This is a genomic window from Mesorhizobium jarvisii (assembly GCF_003601985.1).
GTDB lineage: Bacteria > Pseudomonadota > Alphaproteobacteria > Rhizobiales > Rhizobiaceae > Mesorhizobium > Mesorhizobium jarvisii.
The window spans coordinates 13,238-34,103 of the sequence record NZ_QZXA01000010.1 but is presented as its reverse complement, the minus strand read 5'-3'; the positions used below and the strand labels follow the sequence as shown (position 1 = coordinate 34,103).

Genomic DNA, 20,866 nt, shown 5'->3' with positions numbered 1-20,866 from the left:
GGGATTGCGCTCAGATCACCGAATCCGTCCAGCGAACGATCTGCTTGGCGGCATCGCCGAAGGCACTGTCGAGCGCACTGATATAGGCGGGATTGCCGCTGCCCGAAACGGGCGCGGACGCGGTGAAGCTCTTGGAAGCGCGCACCTCGCCGTTGCGATCGTTGAGCAGGCGCACGAACAGGTCGACCTCGGCATGTTCGCCACCGTCCACACTCACTTCGAAGGAACGGATCTCGACGATCACCTGGTAATCGATCGCCAGGCCCTCGCCCGGCTTGCCGACGCCGGCAAAGCTGCCGGAACGCTGGAAGGTCTCCGCTAGCCGCGCCTGCACGATTAGCGGCAGCCGGTCGGCCCATTGCGCGCCCTTCAGATACTGGATCGAGTGGTCGGAGGGCTTGATGACGATGTTCTGGCTGTCCAGCGCCTTGAGCGCCGAGGGCTGGGCGATCAGGATTTGCTTGCGGCTATGGCCATGGGCGTCAACCGACGGCGCCGAAAGCTCGAATGTGTCGAGCGGCGCAGGCTTGCCGCCCAGTACCGCACAGCCGGCAAGCGATAGCGCAAGCAGCGCCGCAGCCGGTGTCAATCCACCTGTTCTCACCCACACCGACTTCACGCGCGATCCCCGTTGTCCCCGGATCGTAAGATCAACCCGCATCCGCAACTCATGTTCTTGGGGCGAGGAGGCGCCGAAGTCAACGCCGCGCCCTGCCGTCGAATTGCCGAACCTCGCCGTCGCCACCCGAAAGAATGCGCTGCGGATTGCGGCTGAGATCCGTGACTGCTTCCTCGATGCGCGTGATCGAGCGGCGGCTGTCCTGCACCAGCGCCTCGACATTCGACAGGCCTTGGCCCGAGAAGCGCGCCAGATTGTCGGTGATGACGCCAAGTCGCGCATTCAGCGTATCGGCAACCTGCTTGAACGACTTCAGCGTATCCCTGGCGTCGGCCATCACGCCGTCCGCCTGCCCCGAGCCGAGCAAGGTATCGACCCTGGCGAGGATGCCGTCGACGCGTACCGAGGCGTCGTTGAGCCGCTGCGCCAATTGCTTGGCATCCTTGATCGTCTGGTCGATGTCATCGGCGCGGTTGGCGAACTTGTCGGTCACCACGGCAATGTCGGCAGCGGCCTTGTTGGCGTTTTCGCTGGCCTTCTGGATGTTGGCCAAAGCCTCACGCACCTGCGCCGGGTCGACACCCTCGAGCACGCCGTCGACCTTGGCCAGCGTGCCTTGCGTCTGCTTGGCGAAATCATTGACGGACCCGACCGCCGTGTCGACATTCTTGATCACGCCGTCGAGCTGTTGCGATGTCTGCTTGAGGTTCGCGGTCAACGTATCGACATTGGCGACGATGCTCTTGATCTTGTCCCTATCGACGGCATTGAGCAGGCCTTCCGCCGCCTTCAGCGTGCCGTCGAGCTTGCCGGACACGCCCTTCAGTTCGTCGGACAGCGCGCTGACGCTGGACAGGAACTTGTCGATGCCGTCGGAATTCCTGGCCAGCGCATCGGAGAATGTCTGCGCATTCTGCACGGTCTGCGTCAGCGGCCCCCGAACATCCCTGGTGAAGCCCTCGAGTTCGCTCAGCACCTTGTCGGCGCGGGTGAAGATGTTCTGCGCCGTCTGCAGCAGATTGGTCACGGCGGAAGGGTTGGCGACGATCTCGGCGACCTTGCCTTCCTTCTCGGCCTGGTCGAGGAGTTTCACTTCCTTGGGGTCGGCGCCCTTGAGCTCGATATTGGCCTGCCCGGTGAGGCCGGCAAGCCCGATATCGGCCTGCGTCGACTTGGTGATCGGCGTCAGCCGGTCGATCTCGGTGTCGGCGATGGCGACAGTCGGATTGTCGACGTCGATATAGACGCGCTTGACGTCACCGACCTTGACGCCGTTGAACAACACGAAGCTGCCGCGGCCAAGACCGGAAGCCGAACCAGGGATGCGCACGCGCAGCAGCGTCGTCTCGCCTCTGTCGCCGATCGCCGCCGTCCAGTAAACGAAGCCGAACGCCGCCAGGATCGCAACCAGCGTAAAAATGCCGACAATGACGTAGTTGGCTCTGGTTTCCATTATTTCACTTATGGCTATGCACGTGCGGCAAGATCAAGTTGGCGGGCGCGTTTTCCGCGGAAATAGGATTTTACCCACGGTTCCTCGCTCTTCAGCATGTCGTCGATGGTGCCCTCGACCAATACTTTCTTCTTACCGAGCACCGCCACGTGGTCACAAGCGGTAAACAGCGTATCGAGGTCGTGCGTGACCATATAGACGGTCAGATCCATGGTGTCGCGCAGCTTGACGACAAGTTCGTCGAACTCGGCAGCACTGATGGGATCGAGGCCGGACGTAGGCTCGTCGAGAAAGACGATATCCGGATCGAGCGCCAGGGCGCGCGCAAGTGCTGCGCGCTTGATCATGCCGCCGGAGAGTTCGGAAGGGAATTTCTGCGCCGCGTCCGGCGGCAGCCCGACCAGCTCGATCTTGAGCAGCGCCAGCTCGTCCATCAGCTTCCTTGGCAGGTCGAGATATTCGCGCATCGGCACCTGCACGTTCTCCTGCACGGTCAGTGCCGAAAACAGCGCGCCATGCTGGAACAGCACGCCAAGGCGCATGTCGATGCGCAGGCGCTCGATATCGCTTGCCTTGTCGACGTCGACACCAAACAGCTTGATCGTTCCCGACTGCTTGCGCATCAGCCCGAGAATGGTCCGCAAAAGGACGGACTTGCCGGCGCCCGAAGCGCCGACGAACCCCAGGATCTCGCCGCGCTTGATGTCGAGCGAAAGCTTGTCGAGGATCAGTTTGTCGTCGATGGCAACGGTGACGTCGCGCACCGAAAGGACGATCTCGTTCTCGTCCTTTTCCTCCACCTTGATGCCATTGCCCTTCGCCATGGTGTCAGAACTCGATGGCTGCGTAGAACATGGCGAAAAGCCCATCGAGGATGATGACGACGAAGATCGACTTCACCACGGAGGCGGTCACGTGCTGGCCGAGCGATTCGGCGCTACCGCCGACCTTCATGCCTTCGACCGAGGCGATCGTGCCGATGATCATGGCCATGAACGGCGCCTTGATCAGCCCAGCGAAAATCGTGCTGAGATCGATGGCGACACGCAAGCGGTCGATGAACGCGGCGGGTGGGATATCGGAGTAGAGCCACGCCGCGACGATGCCGCCTCCGAGTGCGGCAAAATTGGCGATGATCGTCAGGCACGGCAAGGCGATCACCAGCGCAACCAGCCGCGGAAAGACCAGGACCCCTATCGGATTGAGACCGATGACCTTCAGCGCGTCGACCTCCTCGCGCATCTTCATCGAGCCGATCTCGGCGGTGATCGCGCTGCCGGAGCGGCCGGCGATCATGATTGCCGTCATCAGCACGCCGAGTTCGCGCAGGATCAGCACGCCGACGAGGTCGACGACGAAGATATCGGCGCCGAAATAGCTGAGCTGGTAGGCGCCTTGCTGGGCAACGATGGCGCCGACGATCGCCGACATCAGCACCACCACAGGAATGGCGCCGACGCCCATGCGGTCGATCTGGTTGAAGATCGCCGCCGGGTTGACGGCATGGCCACGGCCGAGCTTCATCTGCGCACCGCGGATGGTGGCGCCCAGAATATTCATCGAGGCGAAGAAATCGTCGCGCATCTCGTAGACGCGCCGGCCAACCGCCTCCAGCGCCCGAATGACGATGTTGGGCGGCCGCGCCGGGCCGGATTCGGGTTCGCGCCGCACAGCCTCGCCGACCGCGTCGAGCAGGATGGCGGCGATCTCGCTTTGGCCTTGCATCCGGACCTCGACGTTCTTCTTCTCGAAGGCGCTGACCAGCCGGTCGATCAGCCAGGCGCCGGCGGTATCGATCTTCTCGATTTTCGAAAGATCGAGCGCCAAGGTCTTGAAACCGTTTCGTTTCTCGATCTTGCGCATGTCGGCGTCGATCAGCGCCACCGTCCGTGTCGTCCAGATTCCGGAGAACGCGCAGCCGAGCACGCCACCCTCCTCGCCGACCGCGACGCGCGGTTGGTGGTCAGCCTCCGAGGCGGTGGTGCCGCTTGCGTCGCGCTTGCCGATGGTCAACATGGCGTCCTGTTTAGCCTGATGGGTCCGACCTTGTCGATTTGCCGACAACCCTTCTGGCACAGCCGGAGCAGAAAAATATGGCGCGTGTCATTTCGGTTGAGGCCGAGCGTTTTCCAATCGCCGGCACCTTCACCATTTCGCGCGGCTCCAAGACCGAGGCCGAGGTCATCACATGCACGATCAGCCAGGATGGTCATAGCGGGCGCGGCGAGTGCGTTCCCTACAAGCGCTATGGGGAAACCATGGACGGCGTACACGCCGCGATTGAGGCAATGCGCGAGCGGATCGCCGGCGGCATCGACCGGACCGCTTTGCTCGACGCAATGCCGGCGGGAGCCGCCCGCAACGCCGTCGACTGCGCGCTCTGGGACCTTGAAGCCAAGATCAGCGGCAAGCCGGTGGCAAACGCAATCTGGCCCGCACCGCTGCGTCCACTGGAAACCGCCTACACACTGTCGCTAGGCGAACCCGAAGCGATGGCGGCACAGGCCCGCGCCAATGCCGGCCGGCCTTTGCTAAAGGTCAAGATCGGCGGCGACAACGACATGGCCAGGATTCGTGCTGTGACGGAAGCAGCGCCTCAGAGCCGAATCATCCTCGATGCCAATGAGGGTTGGACCGACGACAACATCGTCGCAAACCTCGCCTTCGCGGCGGAGCGAGGCATTGCGCTGGTCGAACAGCCCCTGCCCGCTGGCCAGGACCAGATCCTGCGCCACATCGCCCATCCGCTGCCGATCTGCGCCGACGAAAGCGTGCATGAGGCGAAGAACCTGGAAACGCTGGTCGGTCTCTACGATGCCGTCAACATCAAGCTCGACAAGTCGGGCGGACTGACGGCGGCGCTCATGCTGCGCGACCGCGCCCGCGAGCTCAGTTTTGGCATCATGGTCGGCTGCATGGTCGGCACGTCGCTTGCCATGGCGCCGGCGGTGCTGCTCGCCCAGGACGCCGATTTCGTCGACCTCGACGGTCCGCTGCTACTTGCCCGCGACCGTGTTCCGGGTCTCGTCTACCAGGGATCGCTCGTCTCCCCTCCGGACCGGGCGCTTTGGGGCTGAGCGCGCGGCGAACCCGATCAGCACCAGGCCAACGATCGCGATCGGGATCATCACCAGGAAACCATCGACGCCGAGACGGTCATAGAGCGGGCCGGAAGCCAGCGTAACGGCTGCCATGAAGAAGCCGTTGAAGAAATAGGCGATGCCTTGCGCCGCACCCGTGCGCTCTTCGGAGACAGTCTCGGCGATCATTCTCTGCAGACCGATGAGCACCATTGCGACAGACACCGAGTGCAGTGACTGCACGGCGAAGAAGCCGGCGATGCCGAGCCCGAGCGGCCAGACCAGTGGAAAGATGATCCAGCGCACGATGGAGCCGATGCCGGCGATCACCATCACCCTGACGACCGACACGGAAGCGAAAATACGGTTGAAAAACAAGAACATGCAGACTTCGGACACCACGCCCCAGGCCCACAGCAGGCCGACCACGGAATCGCTGATGCCGATCGATTTCCAGTAGATGGAAACGAAACCGTAGAGGAAGGCGTGGCTGGCGGTGATGATGCCGACGCCAAAGGTGAAGTAGAGGAAATAGGCATTGAACAGGCTCGGCGCCGCGTGCTGGATTTCCGCGGCCGACAACGGCGAGGCCTTGCGCGGGCGCCCCATGCGCGGCGCCAGCAGCCCGGCGACGAGCGCCGCGCCAAGGGCAAGGAATATGATCACCGGAACGGCTTGGGGTCCGGTGGCCGCCAGGATGAAGCCGCCCGCGACATTGGCGCAGAGATAACAGATCGATCCCCATTTGCGCATGCTTGCATAGTTCGAGCCGAAGCGGCGCACGCCCGAAAGCGCCAGCGAATCGGCGATCGGCGAATGCGGCGTCCAGACAATGGTCAGCGCCAGCGACACCGCCAGCACCATCGCGTAGGTTGGCGTGAGGAAATAACCCGCCGACAGCAGCAGCGAGGCTGCCACCAGCGCGACATAGACATTGGCACGGTCCCTCGCCCGATCGGCGAGCGTCGTCAGCAGTGGAGTGGTCACCACGCGCAGGAACATTGGCGCGGCCAGGATGACGGCGATCTGTTCGGCGTGAAACCCCTTGGCCTGCAGCCACAGCGGGAAATAGGGCAAATGCGTGCCGAGCGATATGAACAATGTGCCGAAGATCAGGCTCATGCGCAGTTCGAAATGGCGCGGTTTGACGAGCTGTTCTGGCAAAAGCGGCGGCAGGGACATGAATCGATCCAATTACGCCGCGCTCTACCGGCTGACGACGTGGATCGATCCCTTAACATGGCGGAAAACCAGGGGAAACCGGCTGGACCAATCGATTGACGCTTAAAGTTGTCGCGGCCTTCGTGTCAGGCCGCCTGCCCGACCCGATCCTCGATGAGCATCGGGATGAAAGGTTCGTCAAACGACTCCGGCAGCACCTGCGCCCAGGTCAGGATTTCCATCCGGCCATCGAAGTGCTCGACGACGGCCGTGCAGCTTTCCACCCAGTCGCCGGTGTTGATGTAGCGCACGTCATCGAAATTCTCGATCGCGGCATGGTGGATATGGCCGCAAATAACCCCGTCGACATGCGAGCGGCGGGCTTCCTCGGTCAGCACGGTCTGGAACGAGCCGATGAAGTTGACCGCCTTCTTGACCTTGACCTTGGCCCAGGACGAAAACGACCAGTAAGGCAGGCCGAGCAATTGGCGCAGCCGCGTCACCACGCGGTTGACGATCATCGCCGCGTCATAGGCGTGATCGCCGAGATAGGCGAGCCAGCGCTGATTGTGGACGACGGTGTCGAACTGGTCGCCATGGATGACGAGCAGGCGCTTGCCGTCGGCCGTTTCATGGATGGCTCGGTCGGCGACGACGATGCCGCCGAAATGTACGCCCTGGAACTGGCGGGCGAACTCGTCGTGATTGCCGGCGATATAGGTGATGTTGGCGCCCTTGCGCGCCTTGCGCAGCAATTTCTGCACGACGTCATTGTGGCTTTGCGGCCAGTGCCAGCTGCGCCGCAGCCGCCAGCCATCGACGATATCGCCGACCAGATAGATGATGTCGGCGTCATGGTAGCGCAGGAAATCGATCAGGAACTCGGTCTTCGCCGCCTTCGAGCCGAGATGGACGTCGGAAATGAACATGCTTCGGAAAGTGCGGGGCTCTGGGCCTGACATCGCGATTTCACCCTTGCTTTCGCGCAGCCTATGCCCCGATTCATGCAACAACCGTATGACGGTTGCGATTGGTCCAGCCTAAGGACTAGCTTGCCGGCCAAATCACAGGAGAAATCGTCATGGATCTTGGTATCCGCGGAAAGAAGGCTATCGTCTGCGCTTCGAGCAAGGGTCTTGGAAAAGGCTGCGCCATGGCGCTGGCCGAGGCCGGTTGCGATATCGTCGTCAATGGGCGCAACGCCGAACTGGTGGCCAAGACCGCCGCGGAGCTGCGCGCGCGTTACGGCGTGACCGTGACGGAAGTCGTCGGCGACGTCTCGAAGCCGGAAGTGCAGAAGGCGCTGCTTGCCGCCTGTCCGGAGCCCGACATCCTCGTCAACAACAATGGCGGCCCGCCGCTGCGCGATTTCCGCGAACTCGATCGCGCCAAAATCCTCGAAGGCGTGACCCAGAACATGGTGACGCCGATCGAACTGGTGCAGGCCGTCCTCGATGGCATGGCGAAGCGCGGCTTCGGCCGCATCGTCAACATCACCTCGCTGTCGGTCTATGTCCCAATTCCCGGTCTCGACCTGTCGTCGGGCGCGCGCGCCGGCCTGACCTCCTTCCTTGCCGGCGTGGCGCGAACGGTGATCGACCGCAACGTCACCATCAACAGCCTCTTGCCCGGCAAGCTCGACACCGACCGGCTGCGCGGCCCGCATGAGGCCGGCACACCAGAGGATCCGGCGGCTGCCGCCGCGCGCAAGACCCGCATCAGCGCCGATGTCCCGGCCAAGCGGCTCGGAACGCCGGAGGAATTCGGCCAGATCTGCGCCTTTCTCTGCTCGGTCCATGCCGGCTATCTCACGGGCCAGAACATACCGGTCGATGGCGGCCTCTACGTCAGCGCCTTCTGACCTAGAGGTCAGCGAAGCGGCGCGACTCATCTGGCATGAAATGGCCGCAAGCATCTGATATATATTGATTGTCGACGCGCCGCCACTTAATGCTGCCGGCGCGTCAATTAGCGTCGCGAAAAATCTAGGCCGCATGCTAAAAGGACTCCCGACACAGGTTTCGAGGGAGCGGCCGCATGGAAGGCGAGAACAAGAAAACGGCACGTTCGGACCTCGACGAAGCCGCCCTCTACTTCCACAAGCATCCGACGCCGGGAAAGCTCGAGATCCAGGCAACCAAGCCGCTCGGCAACCAGCGCGATCTGGCGCTCGCCTATTCGCCCGGCGTGGCTGCGCCTTGTCTTGAGATCCGCGACAATCCGGCAACCGCTGCCGATTACACGGCGCGCGCGAACCTCGTCGGCGTCGTCTCCAACGGCTCGGCCGTGCTCGGCCTCGGCAATATCGGCCCGCTGGCCTCCAAGCCGGTCATGGAAGGCAAGGCGGTTCTGTTCAAGAAGTTCGCCGGCATCGACGTCTTCGACATCGAGATCGACGCCCCCGAGATCGAGCGCATGGTGGAGACCGTCGCCGCTCTCGAACCCACTTTCGGCGGCATCAATCTCGAGGACATCAAGGCGCCGGAGTGTTTCGAAGTCGAGGAACGGCTGAAAGCTCGCATGAGCATACCGGTGTTCCACGACGACCAGCATGGCACCGCCATCATCGTCGCTGCCGCCGTGCTCAACGGACTGGAATTCGCCGGCAAGACCATCTCGGACATCAAGGTCGTCACCTCCGGTGCGGGTGCGGCCGCCCTTGCCTGCCTGAACCTTCTGGTCTCGCTCGGCGTGCGCATCGAAAACATCTGGGTCACCGATCGTTTCGGCGTCGCCTACAAGGGCCGCACCGAAGAGATGGACCGCTGGAAAGACCCCTATGTGAAGGACACCGAGGCGCGCACGCTGGCCGACGTCATCCCGGGCGCCGATGTCTTCCTCGGCCTTTCGGCCGCCGGCGTGCTGAAGCCGGAACTGCTGCAGCACATGGCGCCAAAGCCTTTGATCCTGGCGCTGGCCAATCCCAATCCCGAGATCATGCCGGAAGTGGCGCGCGCGGCGCGTCCCGATGCGATGATCTGCACCGGCCGCTCCGATTTTCCCAATCAGGTCAACAATGTCCTATGCTTCCCCTACATCTTCCGGGGCGCGCTCGACTGCGGCGCCAGCGCCATCAACGAGGAGATGAAGATGGCTGCCGTGCGGGCCATCGCCGCTCTTGCCCGCGAAGAGCCTTCGGACGTCGCCGCACGCGCCTATTCGGGCGAGACGCCGATCTTCGGGCCCGATTTCCTGATCCCCTCGCCCTTCGACCCCAGGCTGATCCTGCGCATCGCGCCGGCCGTCGCCAAGGCGGCCTGCGACACCGGTGTGGCAACGCGGCCGATCACCGACTTCGCCGCCTATATCGACAAGCTCAATCGCTTCGTCTTCCGCTCCGGCCTGGTGATGAAGCCGGTGTTCTCGTCCGCCAAGGCATCGAGCGCCAAGCGCGTCATCTATGCCGATGGCGAGGACGAGCGCGTGCTGCGCGCCGCCCAGGTGGTGCTCGAGGAAGGCATCGCCGAGCCGATCCTGATCGGCCGTCCGCATGTCATCGAGGTCAGGCTGAAGCGCTACGGGCTGCGCATCAAGCCGGGCGTCGATTTCGGCCTGATCAACCCCGAGGACGATCCGCGCTACCGCCACTATGTCGACCTGCTGATCGAACTCGCCGGCCGGCGCGGCGTCACGACGGAGGCCGCGCGCACCATGGTGCGCACCGACAACACGGTGATCGCGGCACTCGCGCTGAAGCGCGGCGACGCCGACGCCATGGTCTGCGGCCTTGAAGGGCGCTTCGAGCGGCATCTGCGCAACGTGACGCTGATCATCGGGCCGCGCGCGGGCATCAAGGACTATGACCTGTCGACGCTTTCGATGCTCATCTCGCAGCGCGGCATCATCTTCCTCACCGACACCCACGTCTCCGTCGACCCGACGGCCGAGGAGATCGCCGAGATGACCGTGCTGGCGGCCGAGGAAATCCAGCGCTTCGGCATCGAGCCGAAGGCGGCCCTTCTGTCGCATTCGGATTTCGGTTCGCGCGATTCACCCAGCGCGCTCAAGATGCGTCAGGCGGCGGCAATCCTGGCGCGCATCGCGCCGGAGTTGCAGTGCGACGGCGAAATGCATGCCGATTCCGCGCTGTCCGAGCATCTACGCCAGCGCGTCTATCCGCATTCGCGGCTGAAGGGCGAGGCCAATCTGCTGGTGTTCCCCAACCTCGATTCGGCCAACATCACGCTGACGGCGCTGCGCGCCATGATGGATGCGTTGCATGTCGGCCCGATCCTGCTCGGCACCGACATGCCGGCCCACATACTGACGCCCTCGGTCACGTCGCGCGGTGTGGTCAACATGACTGCGCTGGCGGTGGTCGAGGCCGCGCACAAGGCACAGGCCGTCGCCAATCTGGACTAGGCCGAAGCCGGCTTCAGCTGGCTCGGCCTGGTCTTCCGGGCAGCATCCTCACATGCCGGCGACAAGTTGTTGCAAATGGTGGTGTTGCCGATAGGCAACTTGCGATTGTGGAAATTCGGCCTTGGCTGGAAGCAGATTTCGCAGGAAAGGCCGACCTGATATGGTTGCACATCTGATCTGACGGCGAGGACGTCATGAAAGGCTTCTTGCTCGCATCCGCATTGCTGTCGTTGATCGGCGGACAAGCTCTGGCCGCGGACGCCATCGGTTCCGAGCCCGCGACCGTCCATGACTGGTCCGGCGTCTATGTCGGCGGGCAGATCGGCTACGGGTTCGGCAGGACCGACGCGGTTTTCAGTTCGCCCAACACGCCAACGTTTCAGGCAAGCCAGGACTACGACATCGACGGATTCCTGGGTGGTGTTCAAGTCGGCTATAACTACCAGATCAATTCCATGGTTCTCGGCGTCGAAGCCGACATTGCCGGCGCGGACATCAAGGGACACTCGGGCGAAATCAATGTCGGCGTCCGCGGCGATACATACGATACCAAGGTGGACTGGTTTGGAACGCTGCGCGCCAGCGCCGGATATGCGTTCGACAACAGCTTGATCTATGGAACCGGCGGCCTTGCTTACGGAAGCGTTGAAAACCGATACCTTGACGGGCCTTTCAATAGCTTTTCGGAAAAGGGCACCAAAACTGGATGGACTCTTGGCGCAGGGTTGGAACAGGCATTTACCGATCATTGGTCGGCGAATGTCGAGTATCTTTATGTCGATCTGCGCGACCAGACCATCGACTACGGCGGCAGCAACACCGAGTTCGATAACAAGTTCAGCACGGTCAAGATCGGCATGAACTACAAGTTCTGACAAGCAGCCGAAATAGACGATTAACCGCGAACGGGGTAGCTTGGCGGGCACAGGCTAGCGGGATTGAGACGGATGACAAGCGGAGGGTCGAAGCGGGCGCATGCTGCCATGCTGCTTGGCCTCCTGCTGTCCGGCGCCACCATCACGGAGTCACAGGCCGCCTCGCGGGTCTGCCGTCAATTGGAGGCCGATCTTGCCGCGGCTTCGCGTGGCGGCGGCGGTGGTCCGGCCATGATCCGCAAATACGATGCCGCGATCGACCGGCAGCGCGAACAGATCTCCAAGGCACGCGACCAGGCGGACAATGCAGGTTGCGGGTTTTCGCTGTTTTCCCGCAACATCAATCGATGCGCCGGGCTCAACGCCACCATCGACCGCATGAACGCCAATCTCGACAGTCTCCAGGCCAAGCGTGCGCAACTCGCCGGTGGCGGCGGCTCGCGTCGCGACCGTGGCCGCATCCTGGCTGCGCTCGACGCCAATGGCTGCCGCGACGACACGGTTGCGCCGCGCCGCCCGCCGCTGCAGGAAGCCGACCGCGAAGACGGCAACGCCAACCTGTTCGACCAGCTTTTCGGCGGCGACAACCAGCCGAGCGACACGCCTGACCAGCCGGACGATCCCGGCGAGGAACGCAATGTCCACCGCGTCCTGAACCTGCCCGGCGTTCCAGACGCTCCGGGCACCGGCGGCGAGTTCCACACCACCTGCGTGCGCACCTGCGACGGCTATTTCTTCCCGATGTCGAATGCCGCCTCGGTCGGCGATTTCGAGCGCGACCAGAAGAATTGCCAATCGAGCTGCCCCGGCACCGAGATGCAGGTCTTCTATTCGCGCGGCATGGACGACGATTCAGCCTCGATGACGTCATCGGTCACCGGCAGGCCCTACAGCGATCTGCCGACCGCCTATCTCTACAAGCAGTCCAACATATCGCGGCCGCCGGCCTGCGGCTGCAATGCCGCGCAGAATTTCCAGATCATTGGCGGCAACCCGCCGGCCCCGCATCAGTCGCTGCCGGAAACGGAAGCGGCACCGTTGGTTCCCATGCCGGCCTCCAAGCCCGATCCGGGCATCGACCCGGAAACCCTGGCCAACAGGGACGGCGGGCTCGACCGCGGCGCCATCAAGCGGCTTTCCGCCAAGCCGGTGACGTCGCCGGTATCCGCCTTGCCGCCGGAGCAGCGCAAGGTCAGGGTCGTCGGGCCAACGTTCCTTCCCGACCCATCAGCGGCAATAAATCTGCAAGCTCCGGCCCCGAAGGCAGTCCAGTAAGGGCAAGCCTCAGCGGCATGAACAGCCCCTTGCCCTTGCGCCCTGTCGCTTCCCTGATCTTGCCGGTCCAGTCCTTCCAGACCGCTCCGTTCCAGGGCTCTTCGGGCAGGACTTCGAAGGCCTGTCCGAGGAAGTCACGATCGTCGTCCGAGAATTCCGGTCTGTCCTGCGGCCCCTCGCGCAGGATTCGCCACCAGCCCACCGCATCGGCCAGCCGGTCGAGATTGCCGCGCACCGCCAGCCAGAACGGCTCGGCCTGTTCGCCGGAGATGCCAAGCACCATCAGCCTGTCGCGCGCCCCGTCGAACGGCATATGGTGCATCAGCGCGCGGTTGAGCACGAACAGTTCGTCCGGATCGAACTTGGCCGATGATTTCGAGGTCGCGGCCGGATCGAAACGGCCGGCGAGTTCGGCGAGGTCATGCGCGGCCGCGACATTCTCCGAGGTGCCGACCAGAACGGCGAGCGACGCGACGGCCATAGGCTCGATGCCATCCTCGCGCAGGCTTTCGATGGAGAGTGCCCCGGTGCGCTTAGACAGCCCCTCGCCCGAGACGGTGGTCAAGAGATTGTGGTGGCCGAAGACAGGCGGCTCGGCGTCCAGCGCCTTGAACAGGGCAATCTGCACGCCGGTGTTGGTGACATGGTCGTCGCCGCGGATGACGTGGCTGACACCCATCTCGATGTCGTCGACGACGGACGGCAACGTGTAGAGATAGGTGCCGTCCTCGCGCACCAGCACTGGATCCGAGAGCGAAGCCAGATCGACCGTTTCCTGGCCACGCACCAGATCGTTCCAATGAACCTCGGTGCGTTCGGGCTGCAGCGGGTCGCTGGTAAAATTGGGCAGCAGGAAGCGCCAGTGCGGCCGGCGCCCGTCGGCCTGGTATTCGGCCACCTGCTCCTGCGTCAGCGCCAGGGCCTCGCGGCCATAGACCGGCGGCAGGCCGCGCGTGCGGCGCACCTTGCGCCGAAGATCGAGTTCTTCCGGTGTTTCGTAGCAGGCATAGAGAACGCCCGCTGCCTTCAGCCGCTCGACCGCCGCGTCATAGACCTCGAAGCGCCGCGACTGATATTCGGTAGCATCGGGAAAAACGCCCAGCCAATGCAGGTCGTAGAGGATGGCGTCGGCGAATTCCTGCTTCGAACGGCCAATGTCGGTGTCGTCGAAGCGCTGGATGAAGCGGCCCTTGTTGTTCAGGGCAAACAGCCAATTGAACAGAGCGGTGCGCGCATTGCCGATATGGATGCGGCCGGTCGGTGACGGGGCGAAACGAACGGTAACTGTCATGAGCGGGGCGTACCGGATGCCTTTGTGATTGACAAGATGCGCCCCCGCGCTGGTCGGCACACATAGAACATGATGCGCGCGATGAAAAGACTAGGCCATGCGAGGCGCATGGCCCTTATCCGATCAGAACAGCTGGTTGAAAGCGATCAGCGGCCGAAGTCGTCGGAACTGAGGCGGGTCCAGCGGTCGCCCATCAACCCACCGATAAAGATGTCGCCGGAGCGGACCGCTTGCGCGACCTCGGGGATGCGCGAGCGCACCATCGTCCCCCCGGCATAGCGGAAGAAGACATTCTTGTAGCTGAAGAGTTGCGGCATGAACCTGCTCTGCGTCTGCCCGATGATGCCTGCGCAGCCCATATTCCACGCGTCCTCCATCACGCCATCCAGCGTCGCACCCCAGTGAGGTCCAGAAGACTGGAGTTGCAACAGGTTCGCGATGCCGCCGGCCTGCCCGTAGAAAGCGTAGCAACCGAGCATTTTACCAGTCTCGTCGTAGGTCCCACCAAAATGAAGGGGGCCGTCGGCCCGTTTCTCGGCCGCCAGCGCGAGCAGCCGTGGCAGTTCGCCATCCTGCCAGCGCGGCCGAAGCGCGTAATCTGAGATAATGGCCGGCAGCCGCTCCGCAAACTGCGCGGCATCCATCGGCTCGCGATGGACCCGGTGTGACGAGGAATGCTGGACAGGCGGCTCGAACCTTTTTCTCGTAAAAGCGTCGAATGCTCGGGCGCAGGGATCGAGCACGAAGCGCGGCAGACCCGGCCATTTACCGCGCGCCACGGCGGAGGCCACCGCGGCCGGGCGGAAAATGCGGGTCCATCCCAGGCAATGCGCCGGCAGCAACTGATATTTCATCGGGCGCGCGAAGGCCAGGGATACCCGGTTGGCCGAATCGGTGAGGTGCAGATCGAATTCGCCTTGATGCACGGCACGCAGCAATTGCGGCCCGGCCGAACCGTGATCGGTGCCGGTGTCAGCCATGAGCGGACCAATGATTGCGGCATTCAATGTCGCGCCGTTGAGCTCGTAGCGGGCCTTCAGGACACCGAGGAAGCCACCCAGATCTCCCTGCGGGTTGATCTGGACAAGAGCGTTGCTCGCGCCTGGCTGCCCGGCAGGGTCGAGGTAGATCTTGCTCATATACTCGGCCACCTCAGCGATCGCACGATCGAGGAGGTGACGTCGCCGACGGCGAAACTTCGTCAGGAAGAGTGCGGCGACCCGCTCGAGATCTTCGGCGGCGAGTGGCCGAACCGAGCCATGGTGAATTGCCAGCACCGGCGGCGCAGCTGCTTTTTCCGCACCAGTATCTTCGGAAGCAAGATGCATAAGTGAAGCCGAAATCCCGCGCTGACCAATCTGATCCCAGGATACGGACTTACGCTACCTGGATTGCTTTTGCGTAAATATATGACAACCAGTGGTAGAAATGGCGTGTCGTTCCCCGGCATCGTAAAAAACGTCTAAACCGCGGGAATGCCGCAAGAGCATGCTGCGCAGGTCACTCCGGCTGACAGCGCCTGATGGAGATGGCCTCCGGCCGATGCCGGAGGCCATCTCGGGTCAAACGACCAGTCCCTTGGTCAGTTCGAGCGCCTGACGCTCGAACAGGCGGCGGTAGATGCCGCCTTTCAGCCGGATCAACTCGTCATGCGAGCCTTCTTCGACAATGTTGCCGCGATCGAAGACCAGCAGCCTGTCGAGCGCCCGCACCGTCGACAGCCGGTGGGCGATGACCAGCGTGGTGCGCCCGACCATCAGCCGCTCCATCGCCTGCTGGATCAGCACCTCCGATTCCGAATCGAGGCTCGACGTCGCCTCGTCCAGGATCAGGATGCGCGCATCGGCCAGGAAGGCGCGCGCGATCGCCACGCGCTGCCGCTCGCCGCCCGACAATTTCACGCCGCGCTCGCCGACCAGCGTGCCATATCCCTTCGGCAGGCTGGTGATGAAGTCATGCGCGCTCGCCAGCTTCGCGGCATGCTCGATCTCCTCCTGGGTCGCGTTCGGCCTGGCATAGGCGATGTTTTCGGCCAGCGAGCGATGGAACAGGATCGGCTCCTGCTGGACGATCGCGATCTGCCCGCGCAGCGACGCCTGCGCCACCTGCGAGATGTCCTGGCCGTCGATCAGGATCTTGCCCGCATTGACGTCATAGAGCCGCTGGATCAGCTTGACGAAGGTCGTCTTGCCCGAACCGGAGTGACCGACGAGCCCGACGCGTTCACCCGGCGCGATATCAACCGAAAAGTCGCGATAGAGCGGCGACCGGTGATTGCCGTAGTGAAAAGTGACCTTGTCGAAGCTGATCGACCCTTGCGTGATCCGGATCGGCCTGGCGCCGGGCCGGTCTTCGATGCCGAGCGGTTCGGACTGGAAATCGACCAGTTCCTCCATGTCGTTGATCGAACGCTGCAAATTGCGGATATGCGTGCCGATATCCCTGAGATAGCCCTGCAGCACGAAGAACGAGGTCAGCACGAAGGCGACGTCGCCGGCGCTCGCCTGCCCCCACGACCACAAGAGCAGCGACAGGCCGATCACAGCGGCGCGCATGACCAGCAGCAGCGCCCCTTGCGTGGTGCCGTTGACGGTGCCGCGCACCCAGGTGCGCCGCGTGCGCGCCCGCCATTTGGCGACAACCCTGGCGAGGCGGCGCTCTTCGCGCTCCTCGGCGCCAAAGCCCTTGACCACGGCGTTGCAGCTGACAGCGTCGGCAAGCGAACCGCCGAGGCGCGTGTCCCAGGTGTTGGCGAGCCTGGCCGCCGGCGCGACATATCCAAGCGACAGCATCGCCGTCACCATGATGAACAGCACCGAGCCGGCGGCGACGACCACACCCATCAGCGGCCAGAACCAGCCAAGCAGCAGCGTCGAGCCGACGAGCATGACCACCGACGGCAGCAGCGCGATCAGGATGGTGTCGTTGAGCAGGTCGAGCGCCCACATGCCGCGCGTCACCTTGCGCACGGTCGAGCCGGCAAACGAGTTGGCGTGCCAGTCGGTGGAAAAGCGCTGGACGCGATGGAAGGCATCGGCGGCGATGTCGGCCATCATCTTCAGCGTCAGTTCGACGATGCCCATGAACGCCAGGTTCCGCAGCACGACGCCCGTCAAGGCAAGCGCCATCAACATCGAAAACGCCGTCATCGCGGCATTCCAGGCAATGGCGTCCGCGCCGGCGCTGCTGGCGACGGCGTCGACCAGCCGGCCGGAATAGAGCGGCGTCAGGACGTCTGCCAGCGTCGACAGCAGGAAACCACCCATGATCAGCGAAAGCCGCCAGGGCTGGCGCCGCCAATGGGTAAGCGTGAAACCAAGAACGCTGCGAAAGGCGCTCGCGCGCAAATCGATCTTGAAACGAGCCATGATGTCATTCGGGCGCAAACGAGCCCGATCCCAGTAAGGTCGAAAATTGAAGAAGCCGCGCAAGGGGCGAATGATTGCCCAGAAGCGGAGTGGCATATTTTGGCGTTACGCCCGTAGTCGGGCGGCGACCGGCATCGGCAAAAGCCTGTGCTCAAACCGGCTCCAATGCGAAGGACGGACCTTCGCGGGGCGCCGGATGAGACCTAGGCTTCGCGGCCTCGCATTACCATCTTAAATACTGCCATTCGGACCTCCCGCAAGTGAATCGCGGAGTGGTCCTTATAGAGACGCTCTGATGCATCGCCAAGACGGGCTCTGCCCAAAAGCATATCTGGTCCAACCACTGCGATTATTTTGCAACAACGGTGGCAGAAGCCGTTCGCCGCGCGCCGATCACTGGGGCATGCGGTCCAAGCGCATGTATCGACCGTCGGTCGATGCCTTGAAGCCCAGCTTTTCGTAGACCCCATGCGCATCACCGGTCGACAGGCTCCAGTGCGAGACGTTACCGAGCTCGGGATGATCGATGAGTGCCTGCACCAGCCGCTGGCCGATGCCCTGCCCGCGATTCTGCGGCCAGACGATGATGTCGGCGAGATAGGCGAACACCGTGCGGTCGGTGATTGCCCTGCCGAAACCGACCTGCTTGCCATCGATGTAGCCGGCCGCGCAGAACGAATTGGCGAAGGCCTGGCGATGAAACTCATCGCTGCGTCCAGCCCCCCAATAGCTCGCCATCAACAGGTCGGAGGTCGCACGGAAATCGATCCGCGCGAGGTCAAAGCTGATCTCACAGTCCGGCATGTTGCATCCTCGCGGTACCGTCTATTTCGCCCCACGGACGAACGCTTACCCACGATCCCTGAAACGGTTGGTGATGGGATAGCGGCGGTCGCGCCCGAAATTCTTCCGGGTGATCTTCACACCCGGTGCCGCCTGCCGGCGCTTGTATTCGGCGATGTAGAGCAGGTGTTCGATGCGCGTCACCGTCGCCCGGTCATGGCCGCGCGCGACGATATCGTCGACGCCCATCTCATTCTCGACCAGGCATTCGAGAATGTCGTCCAGCACCGGATAGGGCGGCAGTGAATCCTGGTCGGTCTGGTTCTCGCGCAACTCCGCCGACGGCGCCTTGTCGATGATATTCTTCGGGATGACCTCGCCCGATGGCCCGAGCGCGCCCGGCGGCACATGGCTGTTGCGCCAGCGCGACAGCGCGTAGACCTGCATCTTGTAGAGGTCCTTGATTGGATTGAAGCCGCCGTTCATGTCGCCATAGAGCGTGGCATAGCCGACCGACATCTCGCTCTTGTTGCCTGTCGTGACCACCATCGAGCCGAACTTGTTGGAAATCGCCATCAGGATGGTGCCGCGCGCGCGGCTCTGCAGGTTTTCCTCGGTGATGCCTTCCTTGGTGCCCTCGAAGAGCTGCGTCAGCGCATGCAGGAAACCTTCGACCGGCTCGAAGATCGGCACGATGTCATAGCGGCAGCCGAGCGCGCGGGCGCAATCCTCGGCGTCCTTGAGCGAATCCTTCGAGGTGTAGCGGTAGGGCATCATCACCGCGCGCAGCCGCTCTTCCCCGAGCGCGTCGACGGCAAGGGCCGCGCAGATCGCCGAATCGATGCCGCCGGACAGGCCGAGCACCACATTCTTGAAGCCGTTCTTGTTGACGTAGTCGCGCAGGCCCAGCATGCAGGCGCGATAGTCGGCCTCCTCCCGCTCGGGGATCTTCGACATCGGCCCTTCCGAGCAGACCCAGCCGTCCTCCCCGCGCTTCCACGTGATGACGTCGACCGCTTCCTCGAACTGGCTCATCTGGAAAGCCAATGTCTTGTCGGCGCCGATGGCAAACGACGCGCCGTCGAAGATCAGCTCATCCTGGCCGCCAAGCTGATTGGCATAGGTGATCGGCAGCCCGCATTCGATGACCTGACGGATGACCACCTGGTGGCGGACATCGATCTTGGCGCGATAGTAAGGCGAGCCGTTCGGCACCAGCAGGATTTCCGCCCCGCTTTCCGCCAGCGATTCGCAGATGCCGACATCGCCCCAGATGTCCTCGCAAATCGGAATGCCGATGCGCACGCCACGGAAATTGACCGGTCCCTGGATCTCGGGTCCAACCTGGAACACGCGCTTCTCGTCGAACTCGCCATAATTCGGCAGGTCGAGCTTGTAGCGTTCGGCGATGATCTTGCCGGCGTCGGCGACGATGATCGAATTGTGCGTGCCGCTCTTACGCTTCAGCGGCGTGCCGATGATGACGCCGGGGCCGCCATCCGACGTATCGGCGGCAAACTCCTGCGCCGCCTTTTCGCAGGCCTTCAGGAAGGCCGGCTTCAGCACCAGATCCTCCGGGGGATAACCGGCAAGGAAAAGCTCTGTGTAGAGCACGAGATCGGCGCCCTGGCGCGCGGCATCCGCCCTCGCCTCGCGGGCCTTGGCGAGGTTGCCGGCGACATCGCCCACGGTCGGGTTGAGCTGGGCGATCGCGATGCGCAGTATGTCGGGCTTCTTGGTCATGCCTGCTGACTTAGCGCGGCAAAATTCGCCTCGCAATGGCGTTCGCTTGGACCAACCCCGGACCGATTGACGTGGTCAATCGTGTCGAGACCGTCGATCAGTCGTCGCCCATATATTCGCGCAACGACTGCGGAGAATGATTCTCGCCGATCGACATCGCCAGGATGCGCGAAATGTGCCGGCGCGGCAGGCCTGTGTCCGCCACCCATTGATTGATCTGGGCCTGGATCTTGTCGAGATCCTTCTTCGAGGTCGGGCTTTCGGCGATGTCGAGGCCGGCGTCACGAAGCGCTGCCGCCATATCGGCCGAGATGACGAAGGCGTCCCAGCCCAGCCAGCGAAGGAAATACTGGCCTGTATTGCCGCCCAGTCGGCTGCCATGCTTGCCGAGATAGGCCATCAGTCCGATCTGGTCGTCGGCAGGCCAATTGGCGAGGAACTCGCCGAAGCCGCCATGCTCCTTCGACACGCGCTCGACGAAGGCAGCGTTGTCGCGGACGGATTTGATTTTCTGCGGGTTGCGCACGATGCGCTGATCGGAAGCGAGATCGTGCCAGAAATCGTCAGGCTGGAACAACAGCCGCTTCGGCTCGAAGCGCAGAAACGCCTCTTCGAAACCGGGCCATTTCTGCTCGATGACGCGCCAGACGAAACCGGCGGCAAAGATCCGCTCGGCCATGGTCGAGAGAATGCGATCGTCCGGGATATCGGCGACCGCGGCATTGTCGGGCACTGGCCCGAGCAGCGTTGCAAGCTCCGCTTCGCCGCCCTTGCGTTTTGCCGCGCGCAGGCGAATTTTCTGGAAATCGGCCATGGGTCCCTCGCTGTTGGCTTGAATGTAACACTTCCCGCGAGA

General features: G+C 63.2%; 17 protein-coding genes. 5 read left to right on the top strand and 12 right to left on the bottom strand.

Features of this window, described 5'->3' with window-relative positions; all coding sequences use genetic code 11:
• Nucleotides 1–10: 10 nt before the first annotated feature.
• The 4 genes from D3242_RS24205 to D3242_RS24190 are packed head-to-tail and all read right to left on the bottom strand — an operon-like array spanning nt 11 to nt 4,088.
• Nucleotides 11–661: an ABC-type transport auxiliary lipoprotein family protein gene (locus D3242_RS24205; RefSeq protein ID WP_051112898.1), complete on the bottom strand. Its 651-nt coding sequence runs from the start codon at nt 659–661 to the stop codon at nt 11–13.
• A 37-nt stretch (nt 662–698) separates the two neighbouring features.
• A complete protein-coding gene (locus tag D3242_RS24200) occupies nt 699–2,072 on the bottom strand; it encodes an MlaD family protein (protein ID WP_064985683.1) in 1,374 nt (457 codons plus the stop codon).
• Between the two features lie 14 nt (nt 2,073–2,086).
• Entirely contained in the window at nt 2,087–2,896 is an 810-nt protein-coding gene (locus D3242_RS24195) for an ABC transporter ATP-binding protein (RefSeq protein ID WP_019858346.1), read from the bottom strand.
• Between the two features lie 4 nt (nt 2,897–2,900).
• Nucleotides 2,901–4,088 carry an ABC transporter permease gene (locus D3242_RS24190; RefSeq protein WP_064985684.1) on the bottom strand — a complete coding sequence of 396 codons (1,188 nt, stop codon included), beginning with the start codon at nt 4,086–4,088 and terminating at the stop codon, nt 2,901–2,903.
• Between the two features lie 77 nt (nt 4,089–4,165).
• Between D3242_RS24190 and dgcA the strand changes: the two genes are divergently transcribed.
• Nucleotides 4,166–5,149: an N-acetyl-D-Glu racemase DgcA gene (gene dgcA, locus D3242_RS24185; RefSeq protein ID WP_064985686.1), complete on the top strand. Its 984-nt coding sequence runs from the start codon at nt 4,166–4,168 to the stop codon at nt 5,147–5,149.
• Here the strand turns inward: dgcA and D3242_RS24180 are convergent.
• The gene (locus D3242_RS24180; protein WP_064985688.1) at nt 5,069–6,334 is read right to left on the bottom strand and encodes an MFS transporter; all 1,266 of its coding nucleotides are present in this window, start codon (nt 6,332–6,334) and stop codon (nt 5,069–5,071) included. The genes dgcA and D3242_RS24180 overlap by 81 nt on opposite strands.
• Nucleotides 6,335–6,459: 125 nt before the next feature.
• Nucleotides 6,460–7,242, bottom strand: coding sequence for a UDP-2,3-diacylglucosamine diphosphatase (locus D3242_RS24175; RefSeq protein ID WP_064985689.1), 783 nt, complete (start codon nt 7,240–7,242; stop codon nt 6,460–6,462).
• A 152-nt stretch (nt 7,243–7,394) separates the two neighbouring features.
• On the opposite strand from D3242_RS24175, the gene D3242_RS24170 reads away from it, so the two are divergent.
• The 4 genes from D3242_RS24170 to D3242_RS24155 all read left to right on the top strand — a co-directional run bounded on the left by D3242_RS24170 (nt 7,395) and on the right by D3242_RS24155 (nt 12,825).
• Nucleotides 7,395–8,174 carry an SDR family oxidoreductase gene (locus D3242_RS24170; RefSeq protein ID WP_064985692.1) on the top strand — a complete coding sequence of 260 codons (780 nt, stop codon included), beginning with the start codon at nt 7,395–7,397 and terminating at the stop codon, nt 8,172–8,174.
• Nucleotides 8,175–8,350: 176 nt separating this feature from the next.
• Nucleotides 8,351–10,675 (top strand): NADP-dependent malic enzyme, encoded by a 2,325-nt coding sequence (locus tag D3242_RS24165; protein WP_038646993.1) that lies wholly within the window; start codon nt 8,351–8,353, stop codon nt 10,673–10,675.
• Between the two features lie 194 nt (nt 10,676–10,869).
• Nucleotides 10,870–11,550: an outer membrane protein gene (locus D3242_RS24160; protein WP_019858353.1), complete on the top strand. Its 681-nt coding sequence runs from the start codon at nt 10,870–10,872 to the stop codon at nt 11,548–11,550.
• Nucleotides 11,551–11,622: 72 nt separating this feature from the next.
• Entirely contained in the window at nt 11,623–12,825 is a 1,203-nt protein-coding gene (locus D3242_RS24155; RefSeq protein WP_064985693.1) for a DUF2865 domain-containing protein, read from the top strand.
• On the opposite strand, the gene D3242_RS24150 is transcribed toward D3242_RS24155, so the two are convergent.
• The 6 genes from D3242_RS24150 to D3242_RS24125 form a co-directional block, all read right to left on the bottom strand.
• Nucleotides 12,743–14,116 carry a glutamate--tRNA ligase gene (locus D3242_RS24150; protein WP_064985695.1) on the bottom strand — a complete coding sequence of 458 codons (1,374 nt, stop codon included), beginning with the start codon at nt 14,114–14,116 and terminating at the stop codon, nt 12,743–12,745. The genes D3242_RS24155 and D3242_RS24150 overlap by 83 nt on opposite strands.
• Before the next feature lie 146 nt (nt 14,117–14,262).
• Complete coding sequence (locus tag D3242_RS24145; RefSeq protein WP_027046876.1) at nt 14,263–15,444, bottom strand: hypothetical protein; 1,182 nt, start codon at nt 15,442–15,444, stop codon at nt 14,263–14,265.
• A 234-nt stretch (nt 15,445–15,678) separates the two neighbouring features.
• On the bottom strand, nt 15,679–17,484 hold the full coding sequence (locus D3242_RS24140) for an ABC transporter ATP-binding protein (RefSeq protein ID WP_064985751.1): 1,806 nt from the start codon (nt 17,482–17,484) through the stop codon (nt 15,679–15,681).
• 393 nt (nt 17,485–17,877) lie between these two features.
• The gene (locus tag D3242_RS24135; protein WP_064985697.1) at nt 17,878–18,288 is read right to left on the bottom strand and encodes a GNAT family N-acetyltransferase; all 411 of its coding nucleotides are present in this window, start codon (nt 18,286–18,288) and stop codon (nt 17,878–17,880) included.
• Between the two features lie 45 nt (nt 18,289–18,333).
• The gene (locus D3242_RS24130; RefSeq protein ID WP_019858362.1) at nt 18,334–20,010 is read right to left on the bottom strand and encodes an NAD+ synthase; all 1,677 of its coding nucleotides are present in this window, start codon (nt 20,008–20,010) and stop codon (nt 18,334–18,336) included.
• Between the two features lie 97 nt (nt 20,011–20,107).
• A complete protein-coding gene (locus tag D3242_RS24125) occupies nt 20,108–20,824 on the bottom strand; it encodes a DNA-3-methyladenine glycosylase I (protein WP_064985699.1) in 717 nt (238 codons plus the stop codon).
• Between the last annotated feature and the right edge of the window lie 42 nt (nt 20,825–20,866).

What these genes read in the sequence shown, in the direction of transcription:
- D3242_RS24205 (WP_051112898.1), bottom strand. Translation starts at nt 661, where the DNA reads ATGCGGGTTGATCTTACGATCCGGGGACAACGGGGATCGCGCGTGAAG.
- D3242_RS24200 (WP_064985683.1), bottom strand. Translation starts at nt 2,072, where the DNA reads ATGGAAACCAGAGCCAACTACGTCATTGTCGGCATTTTTACGCTGGTT.
- D3242_RS24195 (WP_019858346.1), bottom strand. Translation starts at nt 2,896, where the DNA reads ATGGCGAAGGGCAATGGCATCAAGGTGGAGGAAAAGGACGAGAACGAG.
- D3242_RS24190 (WP_064985684.1), bottom strand. Translation starts at nt 4,088, where the DNA reads ATGTTGACCATCGGCAAGCGCGACGCAAGCGGCACCACCGCCTCGGAG.
- dgcA (WP_064985686.1), top strand. Translation starts at nt 4,166, where the DNA reads ATGGCGCGTGTCATTTCGGTTGAGGCCGAGCGTTTTCCAATCGCCGGC.
- D3242_RS24180 (WP_064985688.1), bottom strand. Translation starts at nt 6,334, where the DNA reads ATGTCCCTGCCGCCGCTTTTGCCAGAACAGCTCGTCAAACCGCGCCAT.
- D3242_RS24175 (WP_064985689.1), bottom strand. Translation starts at nt 7,242, where the DNA reads ATGTTCATTTCCGACGTCCATCTCGGCTCGAAGGCGGCGAAGACCGAG.
- D3242_RS24170 (WP_064985692.1), top strand. Translation starts at nt 7,395, where the DNA reads ATGGATCTTGGTATCCGCGGAAAGAAGGCTATCGTCTGCGCTTCGAGC.
- D3242_RS24165 (WP_038646993.1), top strand. Translation starts at nt 8,351, where the DNA reads ATGGAAGGCGAGAACAAGAAAACGGCACGTTCGGACCTCGACGAAGCC.
- D3242_RS24160 (WP_019858353.1), top strand. Translation starts at nt 10,870, where the DNA reads ATGAAAGGCTTCTTGCTCGCATCCGCATTGCTGTCGTTGATCGGCGGA.
- D3242_RS24155 (WP_064985693.1), top strand. Translation starts at nt 11,623, where the DNA reads ATGACAAGCGGAGGGTCGAAGCGGGCGCATGCTGCCATGCTGCTTGGC.
- D3242_RS24150 (WP_064985695.1), bottom strand. Translation starts at nt 14,116, where the DNA reads ATGACAGTTACCGTTCGTTTCGCCCCGTCACCGACCGGCCGCATCCAT.
- D3242_RS24145 (WP_027046876.1), bottom strand. Translation starts at nt 15,444, where the DNA reads ATGCATCTTGCTTCCGAAGATACTGGTGCGGAAAAAGCAGCTGCGCCG.
- D3242_RS24140 (WP_064985751.1), bottom strand. Translation starts at nt 17,484, where the DNA reads ATGGCTCGTTTCAAGATCGATTTGCGCGCGAGCGCCTTTCGCAGCGTT.
- D3242_RS24135 (WP_064985697.1), bottom strand. Translation starts at nt 18,288, where the DNA reads ATGCCGGACTGTGAGATCAGCTTTGACCTCGCGCGGATCGATTTCCGT.
- D3242_RS24130 (WP_019858362.1), bottom strand. Translation starts at nt 20,010, where the DNA reads ATGACCAAGAAGCCCGACATACTGCGCATCGCGATCGCCCAGCTCAAC.
- D3242_RS24125 (WP_064985699.1), bottom strand. Translation starts at nt 20,824, where the DNA reads ATGGCCGATTTCCAGAAAATTCGCCTGCGCGCGGCAAAACGCAAGGGC.